Origin of the sequence: Spiroplasma endosymbiont of Nephrotoma flavescens, assembly GCF_964030835.1 — a bacterium.
GTDB lineage: Bacteria > Bacillota_I > Bacilli_A > Mycoplasmatales > Nriv7 > Nriv7.
In genome coordinates, this window is the sequence record NZ_OZ034982.1 from 299,281 (window position 1) to 320,625 (window position 21,345).

Below are 21,345 nucleotides of genomic sequence, written 5' to 3' on the forward strand. Positions count from 1 at the left end.
AATAAATGGTTACTGTTAAAAATGAGTTGGAAATTAAAGCAATGCGTGCTGCGGGAAAAGTAGTTGCTAAAATGTTAGCTGAAGTTAAAAAGGCAATTATTCCCGGAATAAAAAAACGCGATCTTGATATAATAGCAGCAAGAGTGTTAAAAGAAAATAATGCTAAAACAGCGTTTAAAGGTTATTATGGTTTTCCTAATCATATTTGTGTTTCTATTAACAATGAATTAATTCATGGAATTGCTAATAATCAAATTATTAAGACAGGTGATTTAGTATCAATTGATGCTGGTGCTGTTGTTGATGGACACTTTGCGGATGCGGCCATTACTGTTGGCGTTGGTCAAATTAAAGCGGAATATCAAAAGTTAATTACTGTAACGGAAGAAGCCTTAAATAAGGCAATAGCAATTATTGCTCCGGGCGTTAGAATTGGTACTATTGGGGCAACAATTCAACAATTTGTTGAGCAACAAGGGTATCATTTACCAAAAAATTATACGGGACATGGGATTGGTAAACAATTACATGAAGAACCATATATTCCTAATTATGGTAAATATGACTATGGCTTAAAACTAGTGGCAGGAATGACAATTTGTATTGAACCAATGGTACAAATTGGTACTGATGAAACTAGAGTTTTAAGTGATAATTGAACAGTTGTGTCCCTTGATGGTACATATTCAGCTCATTTTGAACATACAATTCTAGTAACTGCAAAGGGATATGAAGTTTTAACTGCTAATCCACACTCAATGGAAGAAGGGAATTAAATGGCCACCAAAGAAAAAGAAAATAAAAATATTATTGAAGTGGAAGGGATTGTTATTGAATGTTTACCTAATACTGAGTTTAAGGTAAGATTAGAAAACAATGCGGTTATTTTAGCTCACGTTTCTGGTAAAATTCGCATGAATTTCATTAGGATTTTACCAGGTGATAAAGTAATTATTGAACTCTCTCCATATGATTTAAAACGTGGGCGGATTACTTATCGTCATAAGTAAAAAAATAGTAAAAGGAGAAAAATTAAATGAAAGTAAGATCATCAGTTAAAAAAATTTGTGATAAATGTCAAATAATTAATAGAAAAAAATGTGTGCGAGTAATTTGTAAAACTCCAAAGCACAAACAAAGACAAGGTTAAAAATAGGAGGTTAAATATGGCAAGAATTGCAGGAGTAGAAATCCCTAATGATAAAAGAGTTGTTGTTGCTTTAACATATGTTTATGGGATTGGTTTATCAAATGCTCAAAAGATTTTAAAACAATGTAGTATTGATGAAAATATTCGTGTTAAACAATTAACAGAAGAGCAACTAACAAATATTAGAACAGAAATATCTAAAGATTATAAAGTAGAAGGTGAGTTACGACGCGAAACCCAATTAAATATTAAACGATTAATGGAAATTGGTTGTTATCGTGGTATTCGTCATCGTAAAGGTTTACCAGTTCATGGTCAATCTACTAAACAAAATGCCAAAACAAAAAGAGATCGCAGACAAACAGTTGCTAATAAGAAAAAATAGTAAGAAGTGGAGGTAACACGATGGCAAAAATAGAAAAAGTTGCAAAGAAAAGACAAAAAAAGAATATTTTAAAAGGAATCTCCCATGTTCATTCAACATTTAACAATACAATTGTAACAATGACTGATGAATTAGGCAATGTTATTGCTTGATGTGCGGCTGGTGCAATTGGTTTTAAAGGAACAAAGAAATCAACCCCTTATGCTGCACAAATGGTAGCAGAACAAGTTGCTAAGGTATCAATGGAACATGGAATGAGAACGATTGAAGTTCAGTGTAAAGGACCTGGTCCTGGAAGAGATGCTGCTGTTAGAAGCTTACAAGCAGCTGGTTTAGAAATTACAAGTATTAAAGATGTAACACCAATTCCTCATAATGGATGTCGTCCCCCTAAAAGGCCAAGAGGTTAATAAATGAAACAATTTGTTAGACCAAATTTTAAATTACAAACTGAAAGTACTAGTAAAAATTTCGGTTGCTTTATAGTAGAACCATTAGAAAGAGGATTTGGTAATACTATTGGTAACGCTTTACGAAGAACTTTATTAGCAGCAACACCGGGAGCTTCAATTTATGGTGTTGATATTAAAGGGGCTAGTCATGAGTTTTCAACAATTAAAGGGGTTGTTGAAAATGTTGCTCAAATTATTTTAAATTTAAAAGGTATTATTTTAAAAATTGATAGTACTGTTTTTAAAGAAGAAGAAAGTGTTTCACTAAAAGTAGATGCTGGAGCTGGTGAAGTATTAGCTTCAATGATTGTTTGTCCGTTAGGAGTTGAAATATTAAATGGTGATTATTTAATTGCTACTGTTGCTAAAGGTGGTAAATTAGAAATGACAATGTATGCTCAAAATTCTCGTGGTTATAAATCATTTGATGATAATAAACGCTTAATTACTAATATTGGGATTATTCCTATGGATTCTAATTATTCACCAATTGTTAATGTTAAATATAGTGTTGAACCAACTAAAGTGGGAAAAAGTGCTGATTTAGAGCAATTAGTTTTAGAATTAACAACCGATGGGTCGGTTACTCCTGTAGAAGCAATTGCGATTGCTGCGAAGATTTTAATTGCTCATTTAGAACATTTTGTTAGTTTAAGTGAACAAGCACAATCATTAGAAATTATTTCTATTTCTGAAAAACAAGAAACAGATGAATTAGAAAAACTGATTGAAGAATTAGACTTAACGGTGCGTTCATATAATTGTTTAAAACGAGCAGAAATTGTTATGATTGGTGATTTAACTGATAAAACAGAAAATGATATTTTAGCAACGAAAAATTTAGGAAGAAAATCCTTTAATGAAATTAAAGAGAAATTATTAGCATTAGGGCTAACTTTTAAACGAGAATAAAAGGAGGAACAAAGAATATGTCATTTATTCAAAAACGCGGTAAAAATACTAGCTGAAGACAAGGATTAATGCGTAATTTAGCAACAGAATTAGTTGTTCATGAAAGATTGCTTGTAACTGAAAAACGAGCTAAAGAATTAAGAAAAACAATTGATAAATTAATTACCTTAGCAAAAAGACAAGATTTGCATGCTAGAAGACAAGCATCAAGTATTTTACGAAATATTGATGTTAATGAAACAGAAACAGTTTTACAAAAATTATTTACTGATATTGCTAAGCGATATAATGAAAGATCTGGGGGCTATACGAGACTTTTAAAAACTGATGACCGTAAAGGCGATAATGCCCCAATGGTTTATATTGAATTAGTTTAAATAATAAATCCGATTAATAACCTCAGTATTTATTGAGGTTATTTTTTGTTGTTGCAATATATGATAAAATATTGTCATAATTTTATTAAAGGAGCATAATATGCAATTAAAAACATTATTTTTGGAAATAAATATCGCTAGTAATATTCCCATAGGACTATTAATAGCATTAATAGCATTAATAGCATTAATAGTTTTTGGGATTTTAGTTGGAATTTTATTAATAACTTGATTTGCTACTTGAATATATTCATCAATTATTAGAAATACTAACAGTGCTAATTTAACAGGAAAAGAATTTATTGATGCTTATTTAAAGAAGTTTGGTTTTGTTGGGAAAAAAGTTCAAAAAACTACTAGTTATGAAATTAAAAGTCAGTTTTTTCAATTAACGCCTTTTCATTACAAAAAGCAACAACCACATCATTTAATAGTTAAAATATTACCTTGAACTTATCATCGTAGTAGTTTATATACTTTAGCTAATAAAGCTGGGGAAGTAGCATATTCTACTTCACAAGGAAGAAAATTATTTCTTAGTTTTGGATGGTCGTTAATTGTTAATTTAGCATTAGTGGTAACATCATTTCTTATTATTAATTTGGTTTTATTAATTCTTAATAGTCAAGCATTATTTGGTAATGCTAATCCACATCAAGCAATAATTGTTATTGGTATCGTTGCTAGTATTTGTTTTATTTTAACAATTAGTATTCCGATATATTTTTATATTTGGGCAATGCAACCCGTATATAAGTTTGCGCAATCATTGTTAACTGCTAATGAAGCTAAATTAATTAAATGAATTTATTTAGTTCGAATTTTATATTTAATTTTTATGACAATTTATGAAACACTAAAAACCGTAGCATATGTTATTGTTAAAATCCATGAAGGTACATAAATATTTATAGTTTATTCTTTTGTTATTTTATTGCATAATAGGTTTAGAGAAATTAATTAAGTAAAATCGAGTAGTTCAGGAATGTACTCTGCAATAAAAAAGTTTAATTTTGAAAATAGTTTTTTCTTCAAGAAGAAAAAACTATTTTTCTTATATTGATAATCAAATTAATTAATTTCTTTAAATCAATTGAAAGGTAATGAAACATATGGATGAATAATAAAAAAGCAATAAATAAGTTAATAAAAATGTTAGGAGTTAGGAAGAATAAGGATGTTAGAAACAAATTTTGATAATAATGAAAATGAAGATAATGAAAAGCAAAGTATTGAAAAACAAAGCAAGTTAAGAAAAGCATTAAAACTAATTAAGCATAAAAGAAATATTGAAAAAAAACAAGAACGAATAAAATCCAAAAATGAACAGAAAAAAATCAGAAAAGAATTAAAGTTAATTGAAAAGAAAAAGAGTAGTGAAAATAAGAAAGCAAGATTAACAATTCAAGAATGATTTGTGTTAAGAAAAAAATTAAAATTAGTTAAACGCAATATTAAAGCTGAAAAAAAACAAGAAAAACAAAAATATCAAGCAGAAAGCAAAAAATTAAAGCAAGAACTAAGAATTAATAAAAAGAAAAGATCAAGAGAAATTAAGAAAGAAAAACAAGACTGTAAACAAGCACAAATAAATTTAAAAAGAGAAATAAAGTTAATTAAGAAAAGACGAAGTCTTCAAGGTGAAGAAAAAAAAACAATTTATTAAAGAACGCCGAAAAACAAAACAAGCGTTAAAGATAATTAAAAAAAGAGAAAGAATTCAAAATCAAGAGGCAAAGCAAAAATGCTGTGAACAATTAAAACAATTAAGAAGTGAATTAAAAATAATAAGTAAAAAGCGTAAACAAGAAAATAAGAAAAATGAAAAGAAGTTAATAAAAAAAGCAAAAAAAAATCAACAAAGTAAAAAACGAATGTTGAAAAATAGAAAGCAAAAAAACGAAGCTGAAAATCAATTATAAATATCAATAAATTATCTTTTATTTAGTAGCGATTAATGTGTGCTTAATGTTTCCTATTTAACATTCTTTTATTAGTGTGTTAAAATTAAATAGTTAAATATTAATTATTTAGATATTTAGGAGTATATTAATGAGAAAGAAAAAAAAAGCCCACGAAAAATTGGAAACATTAACAAGAAAAAATAATATTGCTTTAAAAGTACAAGATATTGAATTTAAATATCGGGTGAGTTATCCTAATGCGGTAGATGGTGTTAGTTTTAGTATCAATCACGGCGAGTATATAACTATTATTGGTCATAATGGTAGTGGGAAATCAACTTTATCAAAAATTATTATTGGCGTTTTAAAAGCACAAAAAGGTAGTATTGAAATATTTGGTAATTTAGTAACTAAAGAAAATAGTCAATTAGTTTCGCGTAAATTAGGAATTGTTTTTCAAAATCCGGATAATCAATTTATTGGTTCAACAGTTCGTGATGATATTGCTTTTGGTTTAGAAAATAAATGTGTTGACCCAAAATTGATGCCGGATATTATTATGAAATATTCACAAATGGTAGGGATGGAAAGTTATTTAGATCACGAACCATTATTATTATCAGGTGGTCAAAAACAACGCGTAGCGATTGCTTCGGCTTTAGCATTAACTCCAGAATTAATTATTTTTGATGAAGCTACTAGTATGTTAGATCCTAAGGGAAAAAGAGAAGTAAAAGAAATTATGGTGCAATTAAAAGAATCGCGTGAAAAAACAATTATTTCAATTACCCATGATATGGATGAAATTATTAATGCTGATAAGGTATTAGTAATGAATAAAGGAAAAGTTGTTCGTTTTGGTAAACCAGAAGAAATTTTAAAAGAAGTTGATTTTTTAAGAAGTATTCATTTAGATATTCCTTTTATTTTAAAAGTATCTTATGGATTAAAAAAGTATGGTGTTAATATTGACGAAACATTATATGAAGAGGAATTGGTACAACAAATATGTCAAAAAAAATAATTATTGATAATCCATCGAATTTAATTAAATTTAATAATGTTAGTTATATTTATGCTCCTAAAAGTCCATTTCAATTTCAAGCCTTAAAAGATGTTAATCTGTGAATAAAGGATTCTATTATTACGGCGGTTGTTGGTTCAACTGGTAGTGGAAAATCAACTTTAATTCAACATATGAATGGATTGTTAATTCCAACAGCTGGGCAAATTATTGTTGGTGATTTTCTGATTAAAGCAAAGCAGAGAAAAATTAAAAAGCAAAAATTATTACGAAAATCAGTAGGGTTAGTTTTTCAATTTCCGGAATATCAATTATTTGAAGAAACAATTGAAAAGGATATTATGTTTGGTCCTTTAAACTTTGGAATTAAAAAGGATGAAGCCCGACTTAGAGCTGCTAAGTATTTAGAACTTGTGGGATTAGGTCAAGAATATTTAACGCGTTCGCCTTTTGATTTATCTGGTGGTCAAAAAAGAAGAGTAGCGATTGCTGGAATTTTGGCGATTGAAGGTCATACTTTAATTTTAGATGAACCAACAGCTGGGTTAGATCCTGATGGGGAAGAAGAGTTAATGAAGTTATTTTTTAAGTTTAATAAACAAGATAAAAAACACATTATTCTTGTTACTCATAATATGGATCATGTTTTGCAATATGCCGATGAAGTTGTTGTTTTAAAAAATGGTCAATTGTATCATCAAAGTGATCCGGTTAGTCTTTTTGCTAATGTTCAATTAATTAAAGAAATTAATATTGAACCACCAAAAATTTTTCATTTTTTACAAAAGTTAAAAGATAATGGTTTTGATACTAGTAATATCAATGCTCGGACTGTTGAAGATTTAGTAACCCAATTAGCACAAAGAATTAATAGTAAGTAGAAGGAGTTAATTTATGAATATATCATTTGGACGGTATTTACCATATAATTCTCTTGTTCATCGCCTTGACCCTAGAATTAAAATGCTATCAATAATTGCTTTAATTGCAGCCGTTTTTATTAATACTGGTTTTACCGGTTATATTTTAACCGGAACAATAATTATTAGTATTTTCTTTATTTCTAAATTACCATTGCGATTATTATTTTCTTTGTTTAAGTTTGTAATTTTTGTAACTTTAGTATTATTAGTATTAAATTTTTTTCTTATTAAACCTGAATTTAATGCGGATAAACAACCACTTTGAGAGACAGTGGGTCTCATATATCAACCAGCTAAGTTTAAGATTCTTATTGTGTCTTGAAAAGCGATTTTAACGGCATTATATATTTCATTAAGAATTTATTTGATGGTTTTAGTAACAACGATTTTGACATCAACAACAAAACCATTGGATTTAACATTAGCTTTGGAAGATTTAATGTGACCTTTGAAGTTAATTAAAATTCCTGTTCATATTATTTCAATTATCATTTCAATGGCATTAAGAATGTTACCAACTTTATTTGAAGAAGCAATGCGAATTAAAAAAGCACAAGCATCAAGAGGGATGGATTCTAAAAATGGTAAATTTAAAGATAAAATTAAGTCCATCGTTTCTTTAATTATTCCTTTACTAGTATCATCATTTCAAAAAGCTGAGGATATGGCTTATGCAATGGATGCTCGGGGTTATGACCCCCATCAAAAAAGAACGCGATTTCGTCAATATCGGATTGGATTTTTAGATGTATTCATTTTAATTTTAATTCTTTGTTTTTTAGCATTAGTGGTGGTGTTATCTACTAATATTGGTAGTGAATGATTAAATCATTGTGATGTTTGAAAACCGATGCGTTATGTTGATCAGTTTGTTTGACGCTTAATAGAATATTAAAAATAATGGTTTCTTATTTATTATCCATTAGTTATGATGGTAGCAAATATTGGGGATGGGCCCGTCAAAATAATAAAATTACTGTTGAAGGTTCATTAATGGCAGTTATTACTAGTGCTTTTAATTGTGAGTTTAAAATTCAAGTAGCAAGTCGTACCGATAAAAAAGTTCATAGTTATGACCAAAAAGTTAAATTATCATTTAATATTGTCTTAGAACCAAAACAATTACAATGAATTTTAAATAATAAATTACCTAATGGTATTTATATTACTAATTGTTGCATTGTTGCTAATGATTTTCATGTGCGAAAAAAATGTGTTTTGAAAACATATCATTATCAGATTAATTGTGGGTCTTACAATGTCTTTCAACAAAGATATATTTATCAATATAACAAACCGTTACGAAAAAGAAATTTACAAAAGATTGCTAAGATTTTTGTTGGAACTTATGATTTTTCTAATTTTTCTTTATTAAAAGATAAGGAAACTATTAATCGGGTGCGAAATATTAAGAGAGTATTAAAATTAAAAAACATCAAGATTTAGTGATAATTATTACTTAAAGCCCCAAGTTTTATTCGTCATCAAGTAAGAATGATTGTTGGCAGTATTTTAGCTTGTTATGAAGGAAAAATATCGTTAACACAGTTGCAAGAAAAATTATTAAATCCTTTAGCTTTGAAAACTAAATATCAAGTATCTGGTGAAGGGTTGTATTTAATGAATATTAAGTATTAAATTTTTATTTTAATTTATCTTTAATTAATTTTCTTAAAGTTTATAATTAAGTTTAATAGGAGGTGAAGAAATGATTATTTTAAATGATATGATTGATGGTAATGGTACAATGCCAGAAGAAAATAATGAGATGCCAAATTCTAATGAACAACAAGAGCATCATCCAAATGATGGACACGATGACCACGATAATCAGGATATGGAAAATGAAAACAGTGAAAAAGAAAATCAATAGTGATTTTAAAAAATTTTGTAGAAACCATATACATATGACAAGATTTTGGTTTCTACAAACTTGCTGTTAATTAATAAATAAATACGAGCTCATTTATTTATTACAAGAAATATAAGGTTAAATTAATATTTATTATTTTTAATTATGCTTTGTATTTTTTTGTGTCTTGTTGTTGATAAACTAAGTTTTTTAGTAAACGAAGTTTACTAACAAGTTATGTTAATTTAGTTTAAAGAAAGAGTTTAAAGAGAAATATATTGAACTAAGTTAAAAGACTAAGTTAAATATAACTAAGTTAATATAACTAAATATTGTAAGGGTGGTATGTATGTATGTATATGAGAAATATTGAAAATATTAATGCCAAATTGTAAAGTTAAGTGCAACTAAATTATTTTTCTAACCAAATATTCGATTGGCGAAAGATAATTTAGTATTTTTCTTGGTCTTTGGTTTAAAGACAATATAAATTTATGAACTGCATTTTTAGTAGTGTTTGAAAAATTAAATTTTTTAGGAAATTTTTCTCTAATTAAACCATTAGTATTTTCATTAGTACCTCTTTGTCAAGGTGAATATGCATCAGCAAAATAAATTTTCACATTTAAATTTTTTTCAAGTTGTTGTCAATTAGCAAATTCTTTACCCCTATCAAATGTTATAGTCTTAACAAGATTATTTGGAAGAATTGATAAATAATGACTAATATTTTTGTTAATAACTTTAGTAGTTCTATTTTCAACTAATATTGCTAAAGTAAATCTTGATGTTCTTTCAACTAAAGTTATTAAACATGATTTACTTTTACCTCGTGATGATACTACAGTATCCCCTTCTCAATGGCCAAGAGTTATGCGATTATTAACATTTCGTTCTTTAATGGATTTACCATTAAATTTACCCCGATTTTCTTGAGATTTTCGTTTCTTACCTTTTCTTCTTAAATTTTTACTAGTAACCTTTTCAAGTAATCCAGAATAAATTCAATTGTAAATTGTTTTAAAACGCTGAATTATACTTGTAAGTGCAAGTAAATAAAATTGCAAAAGATTTCATATAAAAATTTCATGATGCTAAGTTTATTTTAGAAAAAGTAAATTTAAGGAGTTTTTATATGGGATACAAACATCTTGGCATAGATGAAAGAATTTATATTGAGAATCAATTGAAATTTAAAGTAAAAATTAGTGAAATAGCTAAAAATCTTAATCGAAGTATTAGTACTATTAATCGAGAAGTTAATAGAAATAAAGATAATAATCATTATTTTTCATTAATTGCACAAAATAAAGCAGAAAATAGAAAACAATTACATGTTTATTTTCATAAATTTAAAAATAGAGAATTAGTAAAATATGTACAACAAAAATTATTATTAGGTTGATCGCCTGAACAAATTTATGGCAGAATTAAAAATTTTCATCAAGAATGAATTATTAGTTTGCTGAATTATACTTGTAAGTGCAAGTAAATAAAATTGCAAAAGATTTCATATAAAAATTTCATGATGCTAAGTTTATTTTAGAAAAAGCTGAATTATACTTGTAAGTGCAAGTAAATAAAATTGCAAAAGATTTCATATAAAAATTTCATGATGCTAAGTTTATTTTAGAAAAAGTAAATTTAAGGAGTTTTTATATGGGATACAAACATCTTGGCATAGATGAAAGAATTTATATTGAGAATCAATTGAAATTTAAAGTAAAAATTAGTGAAATAGCTAAAAATATTAATCGAAGTATTAGTACTATTAATCGAGAAGTTAATAGAAATAAAGATAATAATCATTATTTTTCATTAATTGCACAAAATAAAGCAGAAAATAGAAAACAATTACATGTTTATTTTCATAAATTTAAAAATAGAGAATTAGTAAAATATGTACAACAAAAATTATTATTAGGTTGATCGCCTGAACAAATTTATGGCAGAATTAAAAATTTTCATCAAGAATGAATTATTAGTTTTAAAACAATTTACAATTGAATTTATTCTGGATTACTTGAAAAGGTTACTAGTAAAAATTTAAGAAGAAAAGGTAAGAAACGAAAATCTCAAGAAAATCGGGGTAAATTTAATGGTAAATCCATTAAAGAACGAAATGTTAATAATCGCATAACTCTTGGCCATTGAGAAGATGATACTGTAGTATCATCACGAGGTAAAAGTAAATCATGTTTAATAACTTTAGTTGAAAGAACATCAAGATTTACTTTAGCAATATTAGTTGAAAATAGAACTACTAAAGTTATTAACAAAAATATTAGTCATTATTTATCAATTCTTCCAAATAATCTTGTTAAGACTATAACATTTGATAGGGGTAAAGAATTTGCTAATTGACAACAACTTGAAAAAAATTTAAATGTGAAAATTTATTTTGCTGATGCATATTCACCTTGACAAAGAGGTACTAATGAAAATACTAATGGTTTAATTAGAAAAAAATTTCCTAAAAAATTTAATTTTTCAAACACTACTAAAAATGCAGTTCATAAATTTATATTGTCTTTAAACCAAAGACCAAGAAAAATACTAAATTATCTTTCGCCAATCGAATATTTGGTTAGAAAAATAATTTAGTTGCACTTAACTTTACAATTTGGCATTAATATAATTTTTATAAAAAAAATACACTTACAACTGTAAGTGTATTTTCTTAACACTTTTTCTAAATTACTCTCCTGTTTGAATAACTTTAATTGTAAATTCTTTTGAAAATGTTCCATCACTAGCATCTTTTGCTTTTACACTAAATTTAACTTCAGCACTTTTAGTTGGTCCGGGAACTGCTGGAAGTGCTCCAACTAATGCTGCCTCAACCGTTTTAGCGCTCTTATTCGCAGCTTTAACTTTCGTATCAACTTTTGCCTGAATCGCTGCAAGAATAGCATCATCTTTTCATCCTGCTGCGTCAGCAACTGTAAAAGCATCAACTTCTTCAAACGTAATCTTATCAATTGCTTTATCAGTAACTGTAGTTGCTGCGACTTTTTTTGTGCCACAACCAATAATTGGTAATGCTACGATAGCAGGAAGTCCTGCTAAAGCTGTTATTAATCTTAATCCTGATAATTTCATATTTAATTCTCCCTTTTCATTTATTTTACTATATATGTTATTTTACTTTGAAATTTTATTTTTACAATAACTTCTTTGGTTATTTTATACAAAATAAACATTTAATTTCCAAATACTAATTTATTAAATTAACCCATCACCTCCACTAAGAGTTAAATCTATGGGTTAATTATAACAATAAATTTTTAAAATAAAAGATATTTTATCTAATTTAATAATGGCATTAGATATCCTCATCTAATGTTAAATCAACCGGAAATTCTACTTTCGTAAATTTTTCTTTACCCCGTGGAATTCAACGGTCCTTCATTCTTCGTAATTGTTCTTCTAACTTATGACGCACCTCATCAATAGCAACATATAAATCAATATGCTGACCTTCAGCGTGTAAATGATTACTCTTTTCCTTTTAAATCAAGAACAACACGAACTCGACTTAAATTTTCTTTATAAGTTCTTACTTCAACATGAATAGTATCATCAAGATTAATAATTTTAATTTACTAATTTTTTCTAAACTATTAATAATGCGTTCACGAATCGCCTCAGTTACTTCAATATTTTTACCACGAATAACGAATTGCATTTATAAACCTCCTTATTTATATTATATTATTTTTTTATTAAAAAATATCTAAATCTTATTTTTTATTGCGTTTAATAAAAAAATAATATAAGTATAGACCAAAACTAACAAAATAGAGAATATAACCTAAAAATGGTAAAAAATACACACTTTGTAAATTAATACGATGGAAAATATAAACATAATTTCAACCACTAATTTCACGATTTTTTTGAACAATAAATAAAATTAACAAAATAAAACCAATTAAAACCATAATTGTTAAAAAAGATATTGTAGAAATAATACGCTTTTTTTGGAAATTCCTTTCATCATATAAAAAATCCCAGCTAAACTATAAACAATAATATTAATTATTAGCACAATTAAAGCTAAAAACTCTGGTGATGTCATTAATCTTTGAAAAAAAAGACTATTACCAGAAGTAAAAAATCCCATTGCTAATAACGATGTTAAATTATTTCTTAAAACAAATTCTGGTGGGCGCATAAAGTTTTGTTAGGTGGGTAAAGATTTGAATAATTTTGAAAGAAAAGCAACTAAAAATTTATTACCTTTTTACTTGAAAAATAATTAATAAAACAAAATATTTAATATTAACAAACATATTCTTAATAAAAGGTTATAAAAACTAAGTAAAATGCTTATAAAAACAACATTAAAATAATTTTTTACAACAAAAATCATACATAAGAAATATATACTTAATTTGCATATTGAAATAATTTATAGTAAATGACTATTTTTTCTTTTTTAAAAAATACCTAAGAAAACTAAACGCGACCAATTCTGGTTTACCATTATGAATAATAGTTTCCTTTTCCGTTAAAATAACAATTGGTAATGAAAAAATTATTAAAATAATCGCAATTGCCATCGTAATAAATTTCCAATCAACTATTTTTAAAAATCTTAGAAAACCTTGCTTCATTGGTCAACTCCTTGGTTAGCATTTTGAATATTAATTAAACCTTTGAATATTAAAGGTACCATAAACCATCGTCACGGGAATAACAACAATAAACGCTTTATTATCAATTCTTGTTACATTATATTTAACTTTTTTATATTCTATTAAAGAAATTGTCGCAAAAATTGTTCCCGAAACCTTACCACTCTTAATATCACTAGAACTAATTAAAGTAGTATCATGAGGATATTCATGAGTTTTAAAATATTCACAAACATCTAATGGTAATTTTGTAAAAATCATCACATTAACTAATTTAAATTTTGGATAAATAAAATTAGTAACAACAGTACTAATCGTTGCAAAAATAATTGATACATATAAAGTAAAATTTTTAAAAAAAGCATAAATTAAATTATCTTCATTTTTTTGCACAAAGTATTTAATTAAAATTGCTAAAACAATAATTGCATAATTCATATATTTTTGAAATTTACCAACACCTTGTTTTTTTCACACTGCTAAATAAGCAGCTAAAAAATCTGAACCACCAGAACTACCACCAGCAATAAAAGCAATTGCGATAGCAAAACCTCAAATAATTGAACCAATAAAAGCATAAATAAAAGCCGCTAAAGTCATCACTGCTTTTCCCGTATCAGTATCCTTAGGTAAAATTAATTCTTCCATAATTTTTAATTGATCTAAAATCGGAATTGCTCCTAAAATAAAGTTTCATGCTGTTTGAATTAACATAAAAAATAAAGTATAAACAGTAAAATATCGGCCAACTTTAAAATATCCAAAAATTACAAAAGGAATATTTAACATTAAAACAACAATGTAAAACCACATCGCTTGCTCTTTAGGTGATGAAAAAATTGAATAAACAATAATTTGCGATATCCCACTAAAACCACCATTGTAAAAACCTACGGGATTAATAAAATAATTAAAAGTTAAAGTTAATAGTAATGCTGCTAATGTTAGCAATAACAAACTTCTCATAATGCGAGTAAATTTAGTATTATGAATTTTTTGAAAAAATAATTTCACTTGCTTGGAAAAACTAGACTTTTTAAACTTTACTCTTTTTTTCATTACAACAAGTCTCCCAAATACATTACATCTAGTAATAAAACAATTTTAACAATAAATAAATTGTTGTAAATGATTTTAACAAAAAACTTAATTTTATTTATTATTCAAACAATAAAATTAAGTTTAAGTCATTAATGAAATTAAAATGGTGGACCCGAACGGGATTGAACCGCCGACCCCCTGCGTGCAAGGCAGGTGCTCTCCCAGCTGAGCTACGGGCCCATCAATGGTGGGACTAAGTGGACTTGAACCACCGACCTCACGCTTATCAAGCGTGCGCTCTAACCAACTGAGCTATAGTCCCATTAAAGCATATATTTGAGATATATGCTAAAATATAAATTATCTTTTTGAAAATTGCTTTCCTGCTCGGGGACCTTTTAATCCATACTTATCTCTTTCTTTAATTCGTGAATCACAAGTTATTAAACCTTTTTGCCTTAACTTCATCCGATAATCTGGTGAATATGCTAATAATGCTCTTGCAATACCTAATCTCGTAGCTCCAGCTTGACCGCTAAAACCACCACCATTAACTTTAACATTAATATCAAAGCTTTCTTTCATATCCGTTACCAATAATGGTTGTTCTAACTCTTGGATTAATGTTGCATAAGGAAAAAAAATAAGTGCCGGTTTATTATTAATAGTAATATTCCCTTTTCCTGAAGTTAATACTACTTGCGCTACTGATTTTTTTCTTCTACCCGTACCACGATAAATAATTTCTTTTTTTATTTTCATTAAATCGATTAACTCCCTTCTTCTTGTAATACTAATAGTTTTGGCATTTGAGCACTATGCGGGTGCTTTTCACTATCATAAACAAATAAATTTTTACCTTGTTTTCTTCCCAAACTAGTATGCGGTAACATTCCTTTAATAGTTCTTTCAACCATCTCAATTGGATACTTATCTTGCATTACCTTAGCTGTTCGCACTCTCATACCCCCAACAAAACCAGAGTGATTATAATATTTTTTATTATTCAGCTTATTACCACTTAATATTACTTTATGAGCATTAATAATGATAATATTATCACCACAATCAACATGGCTGGTAAATGTTGCTTTATGTTTACCTCTTAAAATACTTGCTACTTTTGTTGCTAAGCGTCCTAAAATTAAACCGCTGGCATCAATAATGTATCATGTTTTTTTCACATCTTGTGAATTAATAATTGTCGTTTGTCGCATTTATATCTCTCCCTTTGCATTTTGCTCTTGTACCGAAGCTATAATGCATAAAAGCAATAAAATTATATAACAAATGTTTCGCTAATGCAATGAAAATAAATTTGGTCGCGTTTAGTTTTCTTAGGTATTTTTTAAAAAAAGAAAAAATAGTCATTTACTATAAATTATTTCAATATATAATGGCCAAATTGTAAAGTTAAGTGCAACTAAATTATTTTTCTAACCAAATATTCGATTGGTGAAAGATAATTTAGTATTTTTCTTGGTCTTTGGTTTAAAGACAATATAAATTTATGAACTGCATTTTTAGTAGTGTTTGAAAAATTAAATTTTTTAGGAAATTTTTCTCTAATTAAACCATTAGTATTTTCATTAGTCCCTCTTTGTCAAGGTGAATATGCATCAGCAAAATAAATTTTCACATTTAAATTTTTTTCAAGTTGTTGTCAATTAGCAAATTCTTTACCCCTATCAAATGTTATAGTCTTAACAAGATTATTTGGAAGAATTGATAAATAATGACTAATATTTTTGTTAATAACTTTAGTAGTTCTATTTTCAACTAATATTGCTAAAGTAAATCTTGATGTTCTTTCAACTAAAGTTATTAAACATGATTTACTTTTACCTCATGATGATACTACAGTATCACCTTCTCAATGGCCAAGAGTTATGCGATTATTAACATTTCGTTCTTTAATGGATTTACCATTAAATTTACCCCGATTTTCTTGAGATTTTCGTTTCTTACCTTTTCTTCTTAAATTTTTACTAGTAACCTTTTCAAGTAATCCAGAATAAATTCAATTGTAAATTGTTTTAAAACTAATAATTCATTCTTGATGAAAATTTTTAATTCTGCCATAAATTTGTTCAGGCGATCAACCTAATAATAATTTTTGTTGTACATATTTTACTAATTCTCTATTTTTAAATTTATGAAAATAAACATGTAATTGTTTTCTATTTTCTGCTTTATTTTGTGCAATTAATGAAAAATAATGATTATTATCTTTATTTCTATTAACTTCTCGATTATATAGTACTAATACTTCGATTAAGATTTTTAGCTATTTCACTAATTTTTACTTTAAATTTCAATTGATTCTCAATATAAATTCTTTCATCTATGCCAAGATGTTTGTATCCTATATAAAAACTCCTTAAATTTACTTTTGCCAAATTGTAAAGTTAAGTGCAACTAAATTATTTTTCTAACCAAATATTCGATTGGCGAAAGATAATTTAGTATTTTTCTTGGTCTTTGGTTTAAAGACAATATAAATTTATGAACTGCATTTTTAGTAGTGTTTGAAAAATTAAATTTTTTAGGAAATTTTTCTCTAATTAAACCATTAGTATTTTCATTAGTACCTCTTTGTCAAGGTGAATATGCATCAGCAAAATAAATTTTCACATTTAAATTTTTTTCAAGTTGTTGTCAATTAGCAAATTCTTTACCCCTATCAAATGTTATAGTCTTAACAAGATTATTTGGAAGAATTGATAAATAATGACTAATATTTTTGTTAATAACTTTAGTAGTTCTATTTTCAACTAATATTGCTAAAGTAAATCTTGATGTTCTTTCAACTAAAGTTATTAAACATGATTTACTTTTACCTCGTGATGATACTACAGTATCACCTTCTCAATGGCCAAGAGTTATGCGATTATTAATATTTCGTTCTTTAATGGATTTACCATTAAATTTACCCCGATTTTCTTGAGATTTTCGTTTCTTACCTTTTCTTCTTAAATTTTTACTAGTAACCTTTTCAAGTAATCCAGAATAAATTCAATTGTAAATTGTTTTAAAACTAATAATTCATTCTTGATGAAAATTTTTAATTCTGCCATAAATTTGTTCAGGCGATCAACCTAATAATAATTTTTGTTGTACATATTTTACTAATTCTCTATTTTTAAATTTATGAAAATAAACATGTAATTGTTTTCTATTTTCTGCTTTATTTTGTGCAATTAATGAAAAATAATGATTATTATCTTTATTTCTATTAACTTCTCGATTAATAGTACTAATACTTCGATTAAGATTTTTAGCTATTTCACTAATTTTTACTTTAAATTTCAATTGATTCTCAATATAAATTCTTTCATCTATGCCAAGATGTTTGTATCCCATATAAAAACTCCTTAAATTTACTTTTTCTAAAATAAACTTAGCATCATGAAATTTTTATATGAAATCTTTTGCAATTTTATTTACTTGCACTTACAAGTATAATTCAGCACCTTTTTACTTGAAAAATAATTAATAAAACAAAATATTTAATATTAACAAACATATTCTTAATAAAAGGTTATAAAAACTAAGTAAAATGCTTATAAAAACAACATTAAAATAATTTTTTACAACAAAAATCATACATAAGAAATATATACTTAATTTGCATATTGAAATAATTTATAGTAAATGACTATTTTTTCTTTTTTTAAAAATACCTAAGAAAACTAAACGCGACCATAATTTTATAAATCCTTTTAAAAATTGGTGTTTTCTAATATAATTGCTTATGGAAATTAATATTTCAGGGAGTTTTAAATGGGTGTTATTTTAAAAAATATTAGTATTGATTATGGTGAAACATTAGCGGTCAATAATTTTAATATGCATGTGAAAACAGGACAATTAGTTACTTTGTTAGGACCGTCTGGTTGTGGAAAATCAACAACGCTTTATGCGATTGCGGGATTATTACAAGTTAGTCAGGGACAAATTATTTTTAATGGCAAAGATGTAACCAAACGGTCACCACAAAATCGTAATATTGGTTTAATATTCCAAAATTATGCTTTATATCCGCATTTAAATGTTTTTAAAAATATTGCTTTGCCTTTATATCAAGATAAAAAATTTAAACGCACTGTTAGAAACAGTAATACTAATATTCGGTTATTAATTAAAGATTTGCAAGATAGTGGTTTAAATGTTGAAAAACAGGGATTTAAAGATCAGATTGCAAAATTACTTTTGGAGTATTTAGAAACTTATGATAAGTTAGTTAATGAAATGATTGCTGATTATTTAGCAGGTATTTTTAAATTTCATAAGCGTGAAGCAGCAATAATTTATAATGAAAAGCATTTAGAAACATTTCGTAATCGGATTCATAGTCAGTGATATGATCAGTCAAGATTAGCAGTTCATATTAAATATTGTGATTTTTTAAATTTAATTTATCGTAGTATTTCACAGTTAAAAATAACTATTAATAATAATTTAAGTAGTTTTAAAGCAACAAATAAGAATTTTAAAACTCGGGAAATTGATTTTGCAATTAATAATTTTTTACTGCAAATGAAATATAATTATTTAAATCCTGCTAAAAGCAAGTTAAATGCTTTAAAAATAGTAATGAAAGATCATCAAAAAGCATATAATGAATTAGTTAAAAATTTTAAACAACAACAAAAAAAAGATCATGCTTTACAATATAGTTTGAGTCATAGTAAGTATGTGAGTTTTTTTAAGAAACATCGGCAATTATGAGATAAAGAAGAACAAAAGGGACTTGATAAGTATCAAAAGAAAATTGGTAATAATTTATTAGCAGCTTATGATGAGATGTTAATAAAGTTAACAGCAATTGCTAATGAATATTATCAGTTGTCACCCGAATTAATAACAATGAAAACTGCTGAGCAGTTAAATACTGAACTACAAGCATTAAAACAACAATTAACTTCATTTAGAAAAGAAGTTAATAAGAGTGTTAATCTTGTTGCTCAGCAAGTAGAAATTACTAATCAATTAAAGAAACGACCAGGTAATTTATCTGGTGGTCAACAGCAAAGAGTAGCAATTGCAAGAGCCATTGTTAAAGCTCCAGATATTTTATTGTTAGATGAACCGTTATCTAATTTAGATGCCAAGTTACGAGTAACAACAAGAGAGTGAATTCGGCGTTTTCAACAAAAATCACAAATGACAGCAATTTTTGTAACTCATGATCAAGAAGAAGCAATGTCAATATCTGATTATATTTATATTATGAAGCAAGGAGTATTGCAACAGGTCGGAACACCACATGAAGTTTATAATCAACCAGTTAATAAATTTGTTGCACAATTTATTGGTAATCCGGCAATGAACTTTTTTAATGGCGTAATTGATAAGCAACATAATATTTGAATTGATGAAATTAAGATTGGTAAAGCCATAAAAGCAAAACCTGGTTATATTACTATTGGGATTCGCCCTGAAGATTTAAAATTAAATAGTGATGCCTTAAATACTAAGTTTGTTAATAAAGAACCTTTAATTGGTGAAATTTCTTTGTTTGAAGAATTAGGTCGCAGTGCTTTTGTAACTATTAAGATTAGAAATAATGAATATGTTAAAGCAGTTTATGATATGGATGAAGATAAATTTTATGAACACGGTGAAAAGGTAAAAATTAATTTTGTTAAAAAGACGATTTTTTTATTTGATTCAGAAACTGAATTAACAGTGGAGGTTATTTAATGGCTAGTAAAAAACCGATTGAAAAATCTTTACAAATAAAATATTCCCAAAATTTTTTTAATTATTTAAAGCGATATTACAAAAAACCTAATAGTGCTCAAAAACGCGATAGTACTCTTATTTCATTAATTTGATTAACACCAGCATTAGCATTATTAGGAATATTTATGTTTTATGCAATTTTTATTGTTGCTAGAACAGCTGTTAATGGTGGTCCGGAAATTGCTTTTAAATTTTCATGAAAGCATTTTGAATTAGTATGAAAAAATCGTGAATTTCAAATTGCTTTAAAAAATTCTTTAATTTATTCAACAGCAGTTGTACCTTTATCATTAATTATTTCATTAATAGTTGCTAAGTCGTTAACTAGCATTATGTCAAAACGAATTTTTAATTTTTTGCAAGGTATTTTCTTTTTGCCATATGTTACTAGTGCGATGGCTGTTGCTATGACTTTTGCTTTTATTTTTAGTCCTGAAGGAGTGATGAATACTTTATTTGCACTTTTTGGTTTGGAAAAACGACCTTGATTAAATGATGCTAATTATGCGATTTGAGTTTTAATTATTTATGGAATATGAAAATCATTACCTTTTAATATCATTATGTTAACAACAGCGTTATTAAAAATAAATAATCAATATTATCAAGCTGCTGCTATTGATGGGATGCGTAAAAGTAAGCAGTTATTTAAAGTGACAGTACCTTTAGTTATTCCGATGTTAATTTACTTATTTACTATTGGGTTAATTGATTCGTTTAAAATATTTCCTTTAGGATTATATGATAATTATATTCAAGCATCTACTTATCAGATTCAAACAGTTGTTTTTTGAATTTTTCAACGCCGAATGAATGCTAGTTACAATGAAGCCGCGGCAGCTTCAATAATCTTAATGATAATTATTTTATTAATTACAATTGTAACGCGAATTATTAGTAAACAATTATCAAGAAAATATAGTTAGGAGATTTTTAT

The 21,345-nt window shown here is 26.6% G+C and carries 31 protein-coding genes, 2 tRNA genes and 1 pseudogene; 20 read left to right on the plus strand and 14 right to left on the minus strand.

Annotated features, from left to right (window positions below; translation table 4 throughout):
- Nucleotides 1-5: 5 nt before the first annotated feature.
- The 16 genes from map to AAHN02_RS01860 all read left to right on the plus strand — a co-directional run bounded on the left by map (nucleotide 6) and on the right by AAHN02_RS01860 (nucleotide 9,000).
- Nucleotides 6-776, plus strand: a complete 771-nt coding sequence (map, locus tag AAHN02_RS01785) for a type I methionyl aminopeptidase (protein WP_342277968.1) — start codon at nucleotides 6-8, stop codon at nucleotides 774-776.
- Nucleotides 777-1,010: a translation initiation factor IF-1 gene (gene infA, locus AAHN02_RS01790; RefSeq protein ID WP_342277969.1), complete on the plus strand. Its 234-nt coding sequence runs from the start codon at nucleotides 777-779 to the stop codon at nucleotides 1,008-1,010.
- A 26-nt stretch (nucleotides 1,011-1,036) separates the two neighbouring features.
- Complete coding sequence (gene rpmJ, locus AAHN02_RS01795; protein WP_215825765.1) at nucleotides 1,037-1,150, plus strand: 50S ribosomal protein L36; 114 nt, start codon at nucleotides 1,037-1,039, stop codon at nucleotides 1,148-1,150.
- Nucleotides 1,151-1,166: 16 nt separating this feature from the next.
- Nucleotides 1,167-1,535 (plus strand): 30S ribosomal protein S13, encoded by a 369-nt coding sequence (gene rpsM, locus AAHN02_RS01800; protein ID WP_342277970.1) that lies wholly within the window; start codon nucleotides 1,167-1,169, stop codon nucleotides 1,533-1,535.
- A gap of 20 nt (nucleotides 1,536-1,555) precedes the next feature.
- Nucleotides 1,556-1,945, plus strand: a complete 390-nt coding sequence (gene rpsK / locus AAHN02_RS01805; protein ID WP_338968241.1) for a 30S ribosomal protein S11 — start codon at nucleotides 1,556-1,558, stop codon at nucleotides 1,943-1,945.
- Nucleotides 1,946-1,948: 3 nt separating this feature from the next.
- Nucleotides 1,949-2,899 (plus strand): DNA-directed RNA polymerase subunit alpha, encoded by a 951-nt coding sequence (locus tag AAHN02_RS01810; protein ID WP_342277971.1) that lies wholly within the window; start codon nucleotides 1,949-1,951, stop codon nucleotides 2,897-2,899.
- 17 nt (nucleotides 2,900-2,916) lie between these two features.
- Nucleotides 2,917-3,276 carry a 50S ribosomal protein L17 gene (gene rplQ, locus AAHN02_RS01815; protein WP_338968237.1) on the plus strand — a complete coding sequence of 120 codons (360 nt, stop codon included), beginning with the start codon at nucleotides 2,917-2,919 and terminating at the stop codon, nucleotides 3,274-3,276.
- Between the two features lie 100 nt (nucleotides 3,277-3,376).
- Nucleotides 3,377-4,180 carry a hypothetical protein gene (locus tag AAHN02_RS01820; RefSeq protein ID WP_342277972.1) on the plus strand — a complete coding sequence of 268 codons (804 nt, stop codon included), beginning with the start codon at nucleotides 3,377-3,379 and terminating at the stop codon, nucleotides 4,178-4,180.
- A 273-nt stretch (nucleotides 4,181-4,453) separates the two neighbouring features.
- Nucleotides 4,454-4,942, plus strand: coding sequence for a hypothetical protein (locus AAHN02_RS01825; protein ID WP_342277973.1), 489 nt, complete (start codon nucleotides 4,454-4,456; stop codon nucleotides 4,940-4,942).
- Nucleotides 4,917-5,198 carry a hypothetical protein gene (locus tag AAHN02_RS01830; RefSeq protein ID WP_342277974.1) on the plus strand — a complete coding sequence of 94 codons (282 nt, stop codon included), beginning with the start codon at nucleotides 4,917-4,919 and terminating at the stop codon, nucleotides 5,196-5,198. Before AAHN02_RS01825 ends, AAHN02_RS01830 begins: the two co-directional genes overlap by 26 nt.
- 130 nt (nucleotides 5,199-5,328) lie before the next feature.
- Nucleotides 5,329-6,204 (plus strand): energy-coupling factor transporter ATPase, encoded by an 876-nt coding sequence (locus AAHN02_RS01835; RefSeq protein ID WP_342277975.1) that lies wholly within the window; start codon nucleotides 5,329-5,331, stop codon nucleotides 6,202-6,204.
- Entirely contained in the window at nucleotides 6,189-7,085 is an 897-nt protein-coding gene (locus AAHN02_RS01840; protein WP_342277976.1) for an energy-coupling factor transporter ATPase, read from the plus strand. The genes AAHN02_RS01835 and AAHN02_RS01840 overlap by 16 nt, the downstream gene beginning before the upstream one ends.
- A 13-nt stretch (nucleotides 7,086-7,098) precedes the next feature.
- Nucleotides 7,099-8,022 carry an energy-coupling factor transporter transmembrane protein EcfT gene (locus AAHN02_RS01845; RefSeq protein WP_342277977.1) on the plus strand — a complete coding sequence of 308 codons (924 nt, stop codon included), beginning with the start codon at nucleotides 7,099-7,101 and terminating at the stop codon, nucleotides 8,020-8,022.
- 5 nt (nucleotides 8,023-8,027) lie between these two features.
- Nucleotides 8,028-8,573, plus strand: coding sequence for a hypothetical protein (locus AAHN02_RS01850; protein WP_342277978.1), 546 nt, complete (start codon nucleotides 8,028-8,030; stop codon nucleotides 8,571-8,573).
- Nucleotides 8,574-8,621: 48 nt separating this feature from the next.
- Nucleotides 8,622-8,765, plus strand: coding sequence for a hypothetical protein (locus tag AAHN02_RS01855; protein ID WP_342277979.1), 144 nt, complete (start codon nucleotides 8,622-8,624; stop codon nucleotides 8,763-8,765).
- 88 nt (nucleotides 8,766-8,853) lie between these two features.
- On the plus strand, nucleotides 8,854-9,000 hold the full coding sequence (locus tag AAHN02_RS01860) for a hypothetical protein (protein ID WP_342277980.1): 147 nt from the start codon (nucleotides 8,854-8,856) through the stop codon (nucleotides 8,998-9,000).
- A gap of 386 nt (nucleotides 9,001-9,386) precedes the next feature.
- On the opposite strand, the gene AAHN02_RS01865 is transcribed toward AAHN02_RS01860, so the two are convergent.
- Nucleotides 9,387-10,046: an IS30 family transposase gene (locus tag AAHN02_RS01865; protein ID WP_342277981.1), complete on the minus strand. Its 660-nt coding sequence runs from the start codon at nucleotides 10,044-10,046 to the stop codon at nucleotides 9,387-9,389.
- A 68-nt stretch (nucleotides 10,047-10,114) separates the two neighbouring features.
- Here AAHN02_RS01865 and AAHN02_RS01870 point away from each other — a divergent pair, with 68 nt between their 5' ends.
- Nucleotides 10,115-10,471, plus strand: coding sequence for a helix-turn-helix domain-containing protein (locus AAHN02_RS01870; protein ID WP_342277956.1), 357 nt, complete (start codon nucleotides 10,115-10,117; stop codon nucleotides 10,469-10,471).
- Here the strand turns inward: AAHN02_RS01870 and AAHN02_RS01875 are convergent.
- Nucleotides 10,437-10,580, minus strand: coding sequence for a hypothetical protein (locus AAHN02_RS01875; protein WP_342277982.1), 144 nt, complete (start codon nucleotides 10,578-10,580; stop codon nucleotides 10,437-10,439). The two genes, AAHN02_RS01870 and AAHN02_RS01875, sit on opposite strands and share 35 nt — an antisense overlap.
- 58 nt (nucleotides 10,581-10,638) lie before the next feature.
- Between AAHN02_RS01875 and AAHN02_RS01880 the strand changes: the two genes are divergently transcribed.
- On the plus strand, nucleotides 10,639-11,583 hold the full coding sequence (locus AAHN02_RS01880) for an IS30 family transposase (protein WP_342277983.1): 945 nt from the start codon (nucleotides 10,639-10,641) through the stop codon (nucleotides 11,581-11,583).
- A gap of 93 nt (nucleotides 11,584-11,676) precedes the next feature.
- On the opposite strand, the gene AAHN02_RS01885 is transcribed toward AAHN02_RS01880, so the two are convergent.
- The 12 genes and pseudogenes from AAHN02_RS01885 to AAHN02_RS01940 form a co-directional block, all read right to left on the minus strand.
- Nucleotides 11,677-12,081: a hypothetical protein gene (locus tag AAHN02_RS01885; protein ID WP_342277984.1), complete on the minus strand. Its 405-nt coding sequence runs from the start codon at nucleotides 12,079-12,081 to the stop codon at nucleotides 11,677-11,679.
- 358 nt (nucleotides 12,082-12,439) lie between these two features.
- Nucleotides 12,440-12,667, minus strand: a pseudogene (locus tag AAHN02_RS01890) (HPF/RaiA family ribosome-associated protein); the annotation flags it as partial.
- A gap of 261 nt (nucleotides 12,668-12,928) precedes the next feature.
- On the minus strand, nucleotides 12,929-13,156 hold the full coding sequence (locus AAHN02_RS01895; RefSeq protein WP_342277985.1) for a hypothetical protein: 228 nt from the start codon (nucleotides 13,154-13,156) through the stop codon (nucleotides 12,929-12,931).
- Nucleotides 13,157-13,406: 250 nt separating this feature from the next.
- Nucleotides 13,407-13,598, minus strand: coding sequence for a hypothetical protein (locus AAHN02_RS01900; protein WP_342277986.1), 192 nt, complete (start codon nucleotides 13,596-13,598; stop codon nucleotides 13,407-13,409).
- A 30-nt stretch (nucleotides 13,599-13,628) separates the two neighbouring features.
- Complete coding sequence (locus AAHN02_RS01905; RefSeq protein WP_342277987.1) at nucleotides 13,629-14,678, minus strand: YitT family protein; 1,050 nt, start codon at nucleotides 14,676-14,678, stop codon at nucleotides 13,629-13,631.
- A gap of 146 nt (nucleotides 14,679-14,824) precedes the next feature.
- Nucleotides 14,825-14,900: transfer RNA gene (locus AAHN02_RS01910), tRNA-Ala, on the minus strand.
- 5 nt (nucleotides 14,901-14,905) lie between these two features.
- A tRNA-Ile gene (locus AAHN02_RS01915) sits at nucleotides 14,906-14,982 on the minus strand.
- 38 nt (nucleotides 14,983-15,020) lie between these two features.
- Complete coding sequence (gene rpsI / locus AAHN02_RS01920) at nucleotides 15,021-15,422, minus strand: 30S ribosomal protein S9 (protein WP_338968328.1); 402 nt, start codon at nucleotides 15,420-15,422, stop codon at nucleotides 15,021-15,023.
- Between the two features lie 8 nt (nucleotides 15,423-15,430).
- On the minus strand, nucleotides 15,431-15,877 hold the full coding sequence (gene rplM, locus AAHN02_RS01925) for a 50S ribosomal protein L13 (RefSeq protein WP_338968327.1): 447 nt from the start codon (nucleotides 15,875-15,877) through the stop codon (nucleotides 15,431-15,433).
- Nucleotides 15,878-16,083: 206 nt separating this feature from the next.
- The gene (locus tag AAHN02_RS01930) at nucleotides 16,084-16,941 is read right to left on the minus strand and encodes an IS30 family transposase (protein WP_342278178.1); all 858 of its coding nucleotides are present in this window, start codon (nucleotides 16,939-16,941) and stop codon (nucleotides 16,084-16,086) included.
- Nucleotides 16,913-17,059, minus strand: a complete 147-nt coding sequence (locus tag AAHN02_RS01935) for a helix-turn-helix domain-containing protein (RefSeq protein WP_342277988.1) — start codon at nucleotides 17,057-17,059, stop codon at nucleotides 16,913-16,915. The genes AAHN02_RS01930 and AAHN02_RS01935 overlap by 29 nt, the downstream gene beginning before the upstream one ends.
- Nucleotides 17,060-17,078: 19 nt before the next feature.
- Nucleotides 17,079-18,023, minus strand: a complete 945-nt coding sequence (locus tag AAHN02_RS01940; RefSeq protein ID WP_342277647.1) for an IS30 family transposase — start codon at nucleotides 18,021-18,023, stop codon at nucleotides 17,079-17,081.
- Nucleotides 18,024-18,443: 420 nt separating this feature from the next.
- Between AAHN02_RS01940 and AAHN02_RS01945 the strand changes: the two genes are divergently transcribed.
- Together AAHN02_RS01945 and AAHN02_RS01950 are read left to right on the plus strand one after the other, a co-directional pair.
- Nucleotides 18,444-20,366: an ATP-binding cassette domain-containing protein gene (locus AAHN02_RS01945; RefSeq protein WP_342277989.1), complete on the plus strand. Its 1,923-nt coding sequence runs from the start codon at nucleotides 18,444-18,446 to the stop codon at nucleotides 20,364-20,366.
- Nucleotides 20,366-21,334: a sugar ABC transporter permease gene (locus tag AAHN02_RS01950; RefSeq protein WP_342277990.1), complete on the plus strand. Its 969-nt coding sequence runs from the start codon at nucleotides 20,366-20,368 to the stop codon at nucleotides 21,332-21,334. Before AAHN02_RS01945 ends, AAHN02_RS01950 begins: the two co-directional genes overlap by 1 nt.
- Nucleotides 21,335-21,345 lie beyond the last annotated feature (11 nt).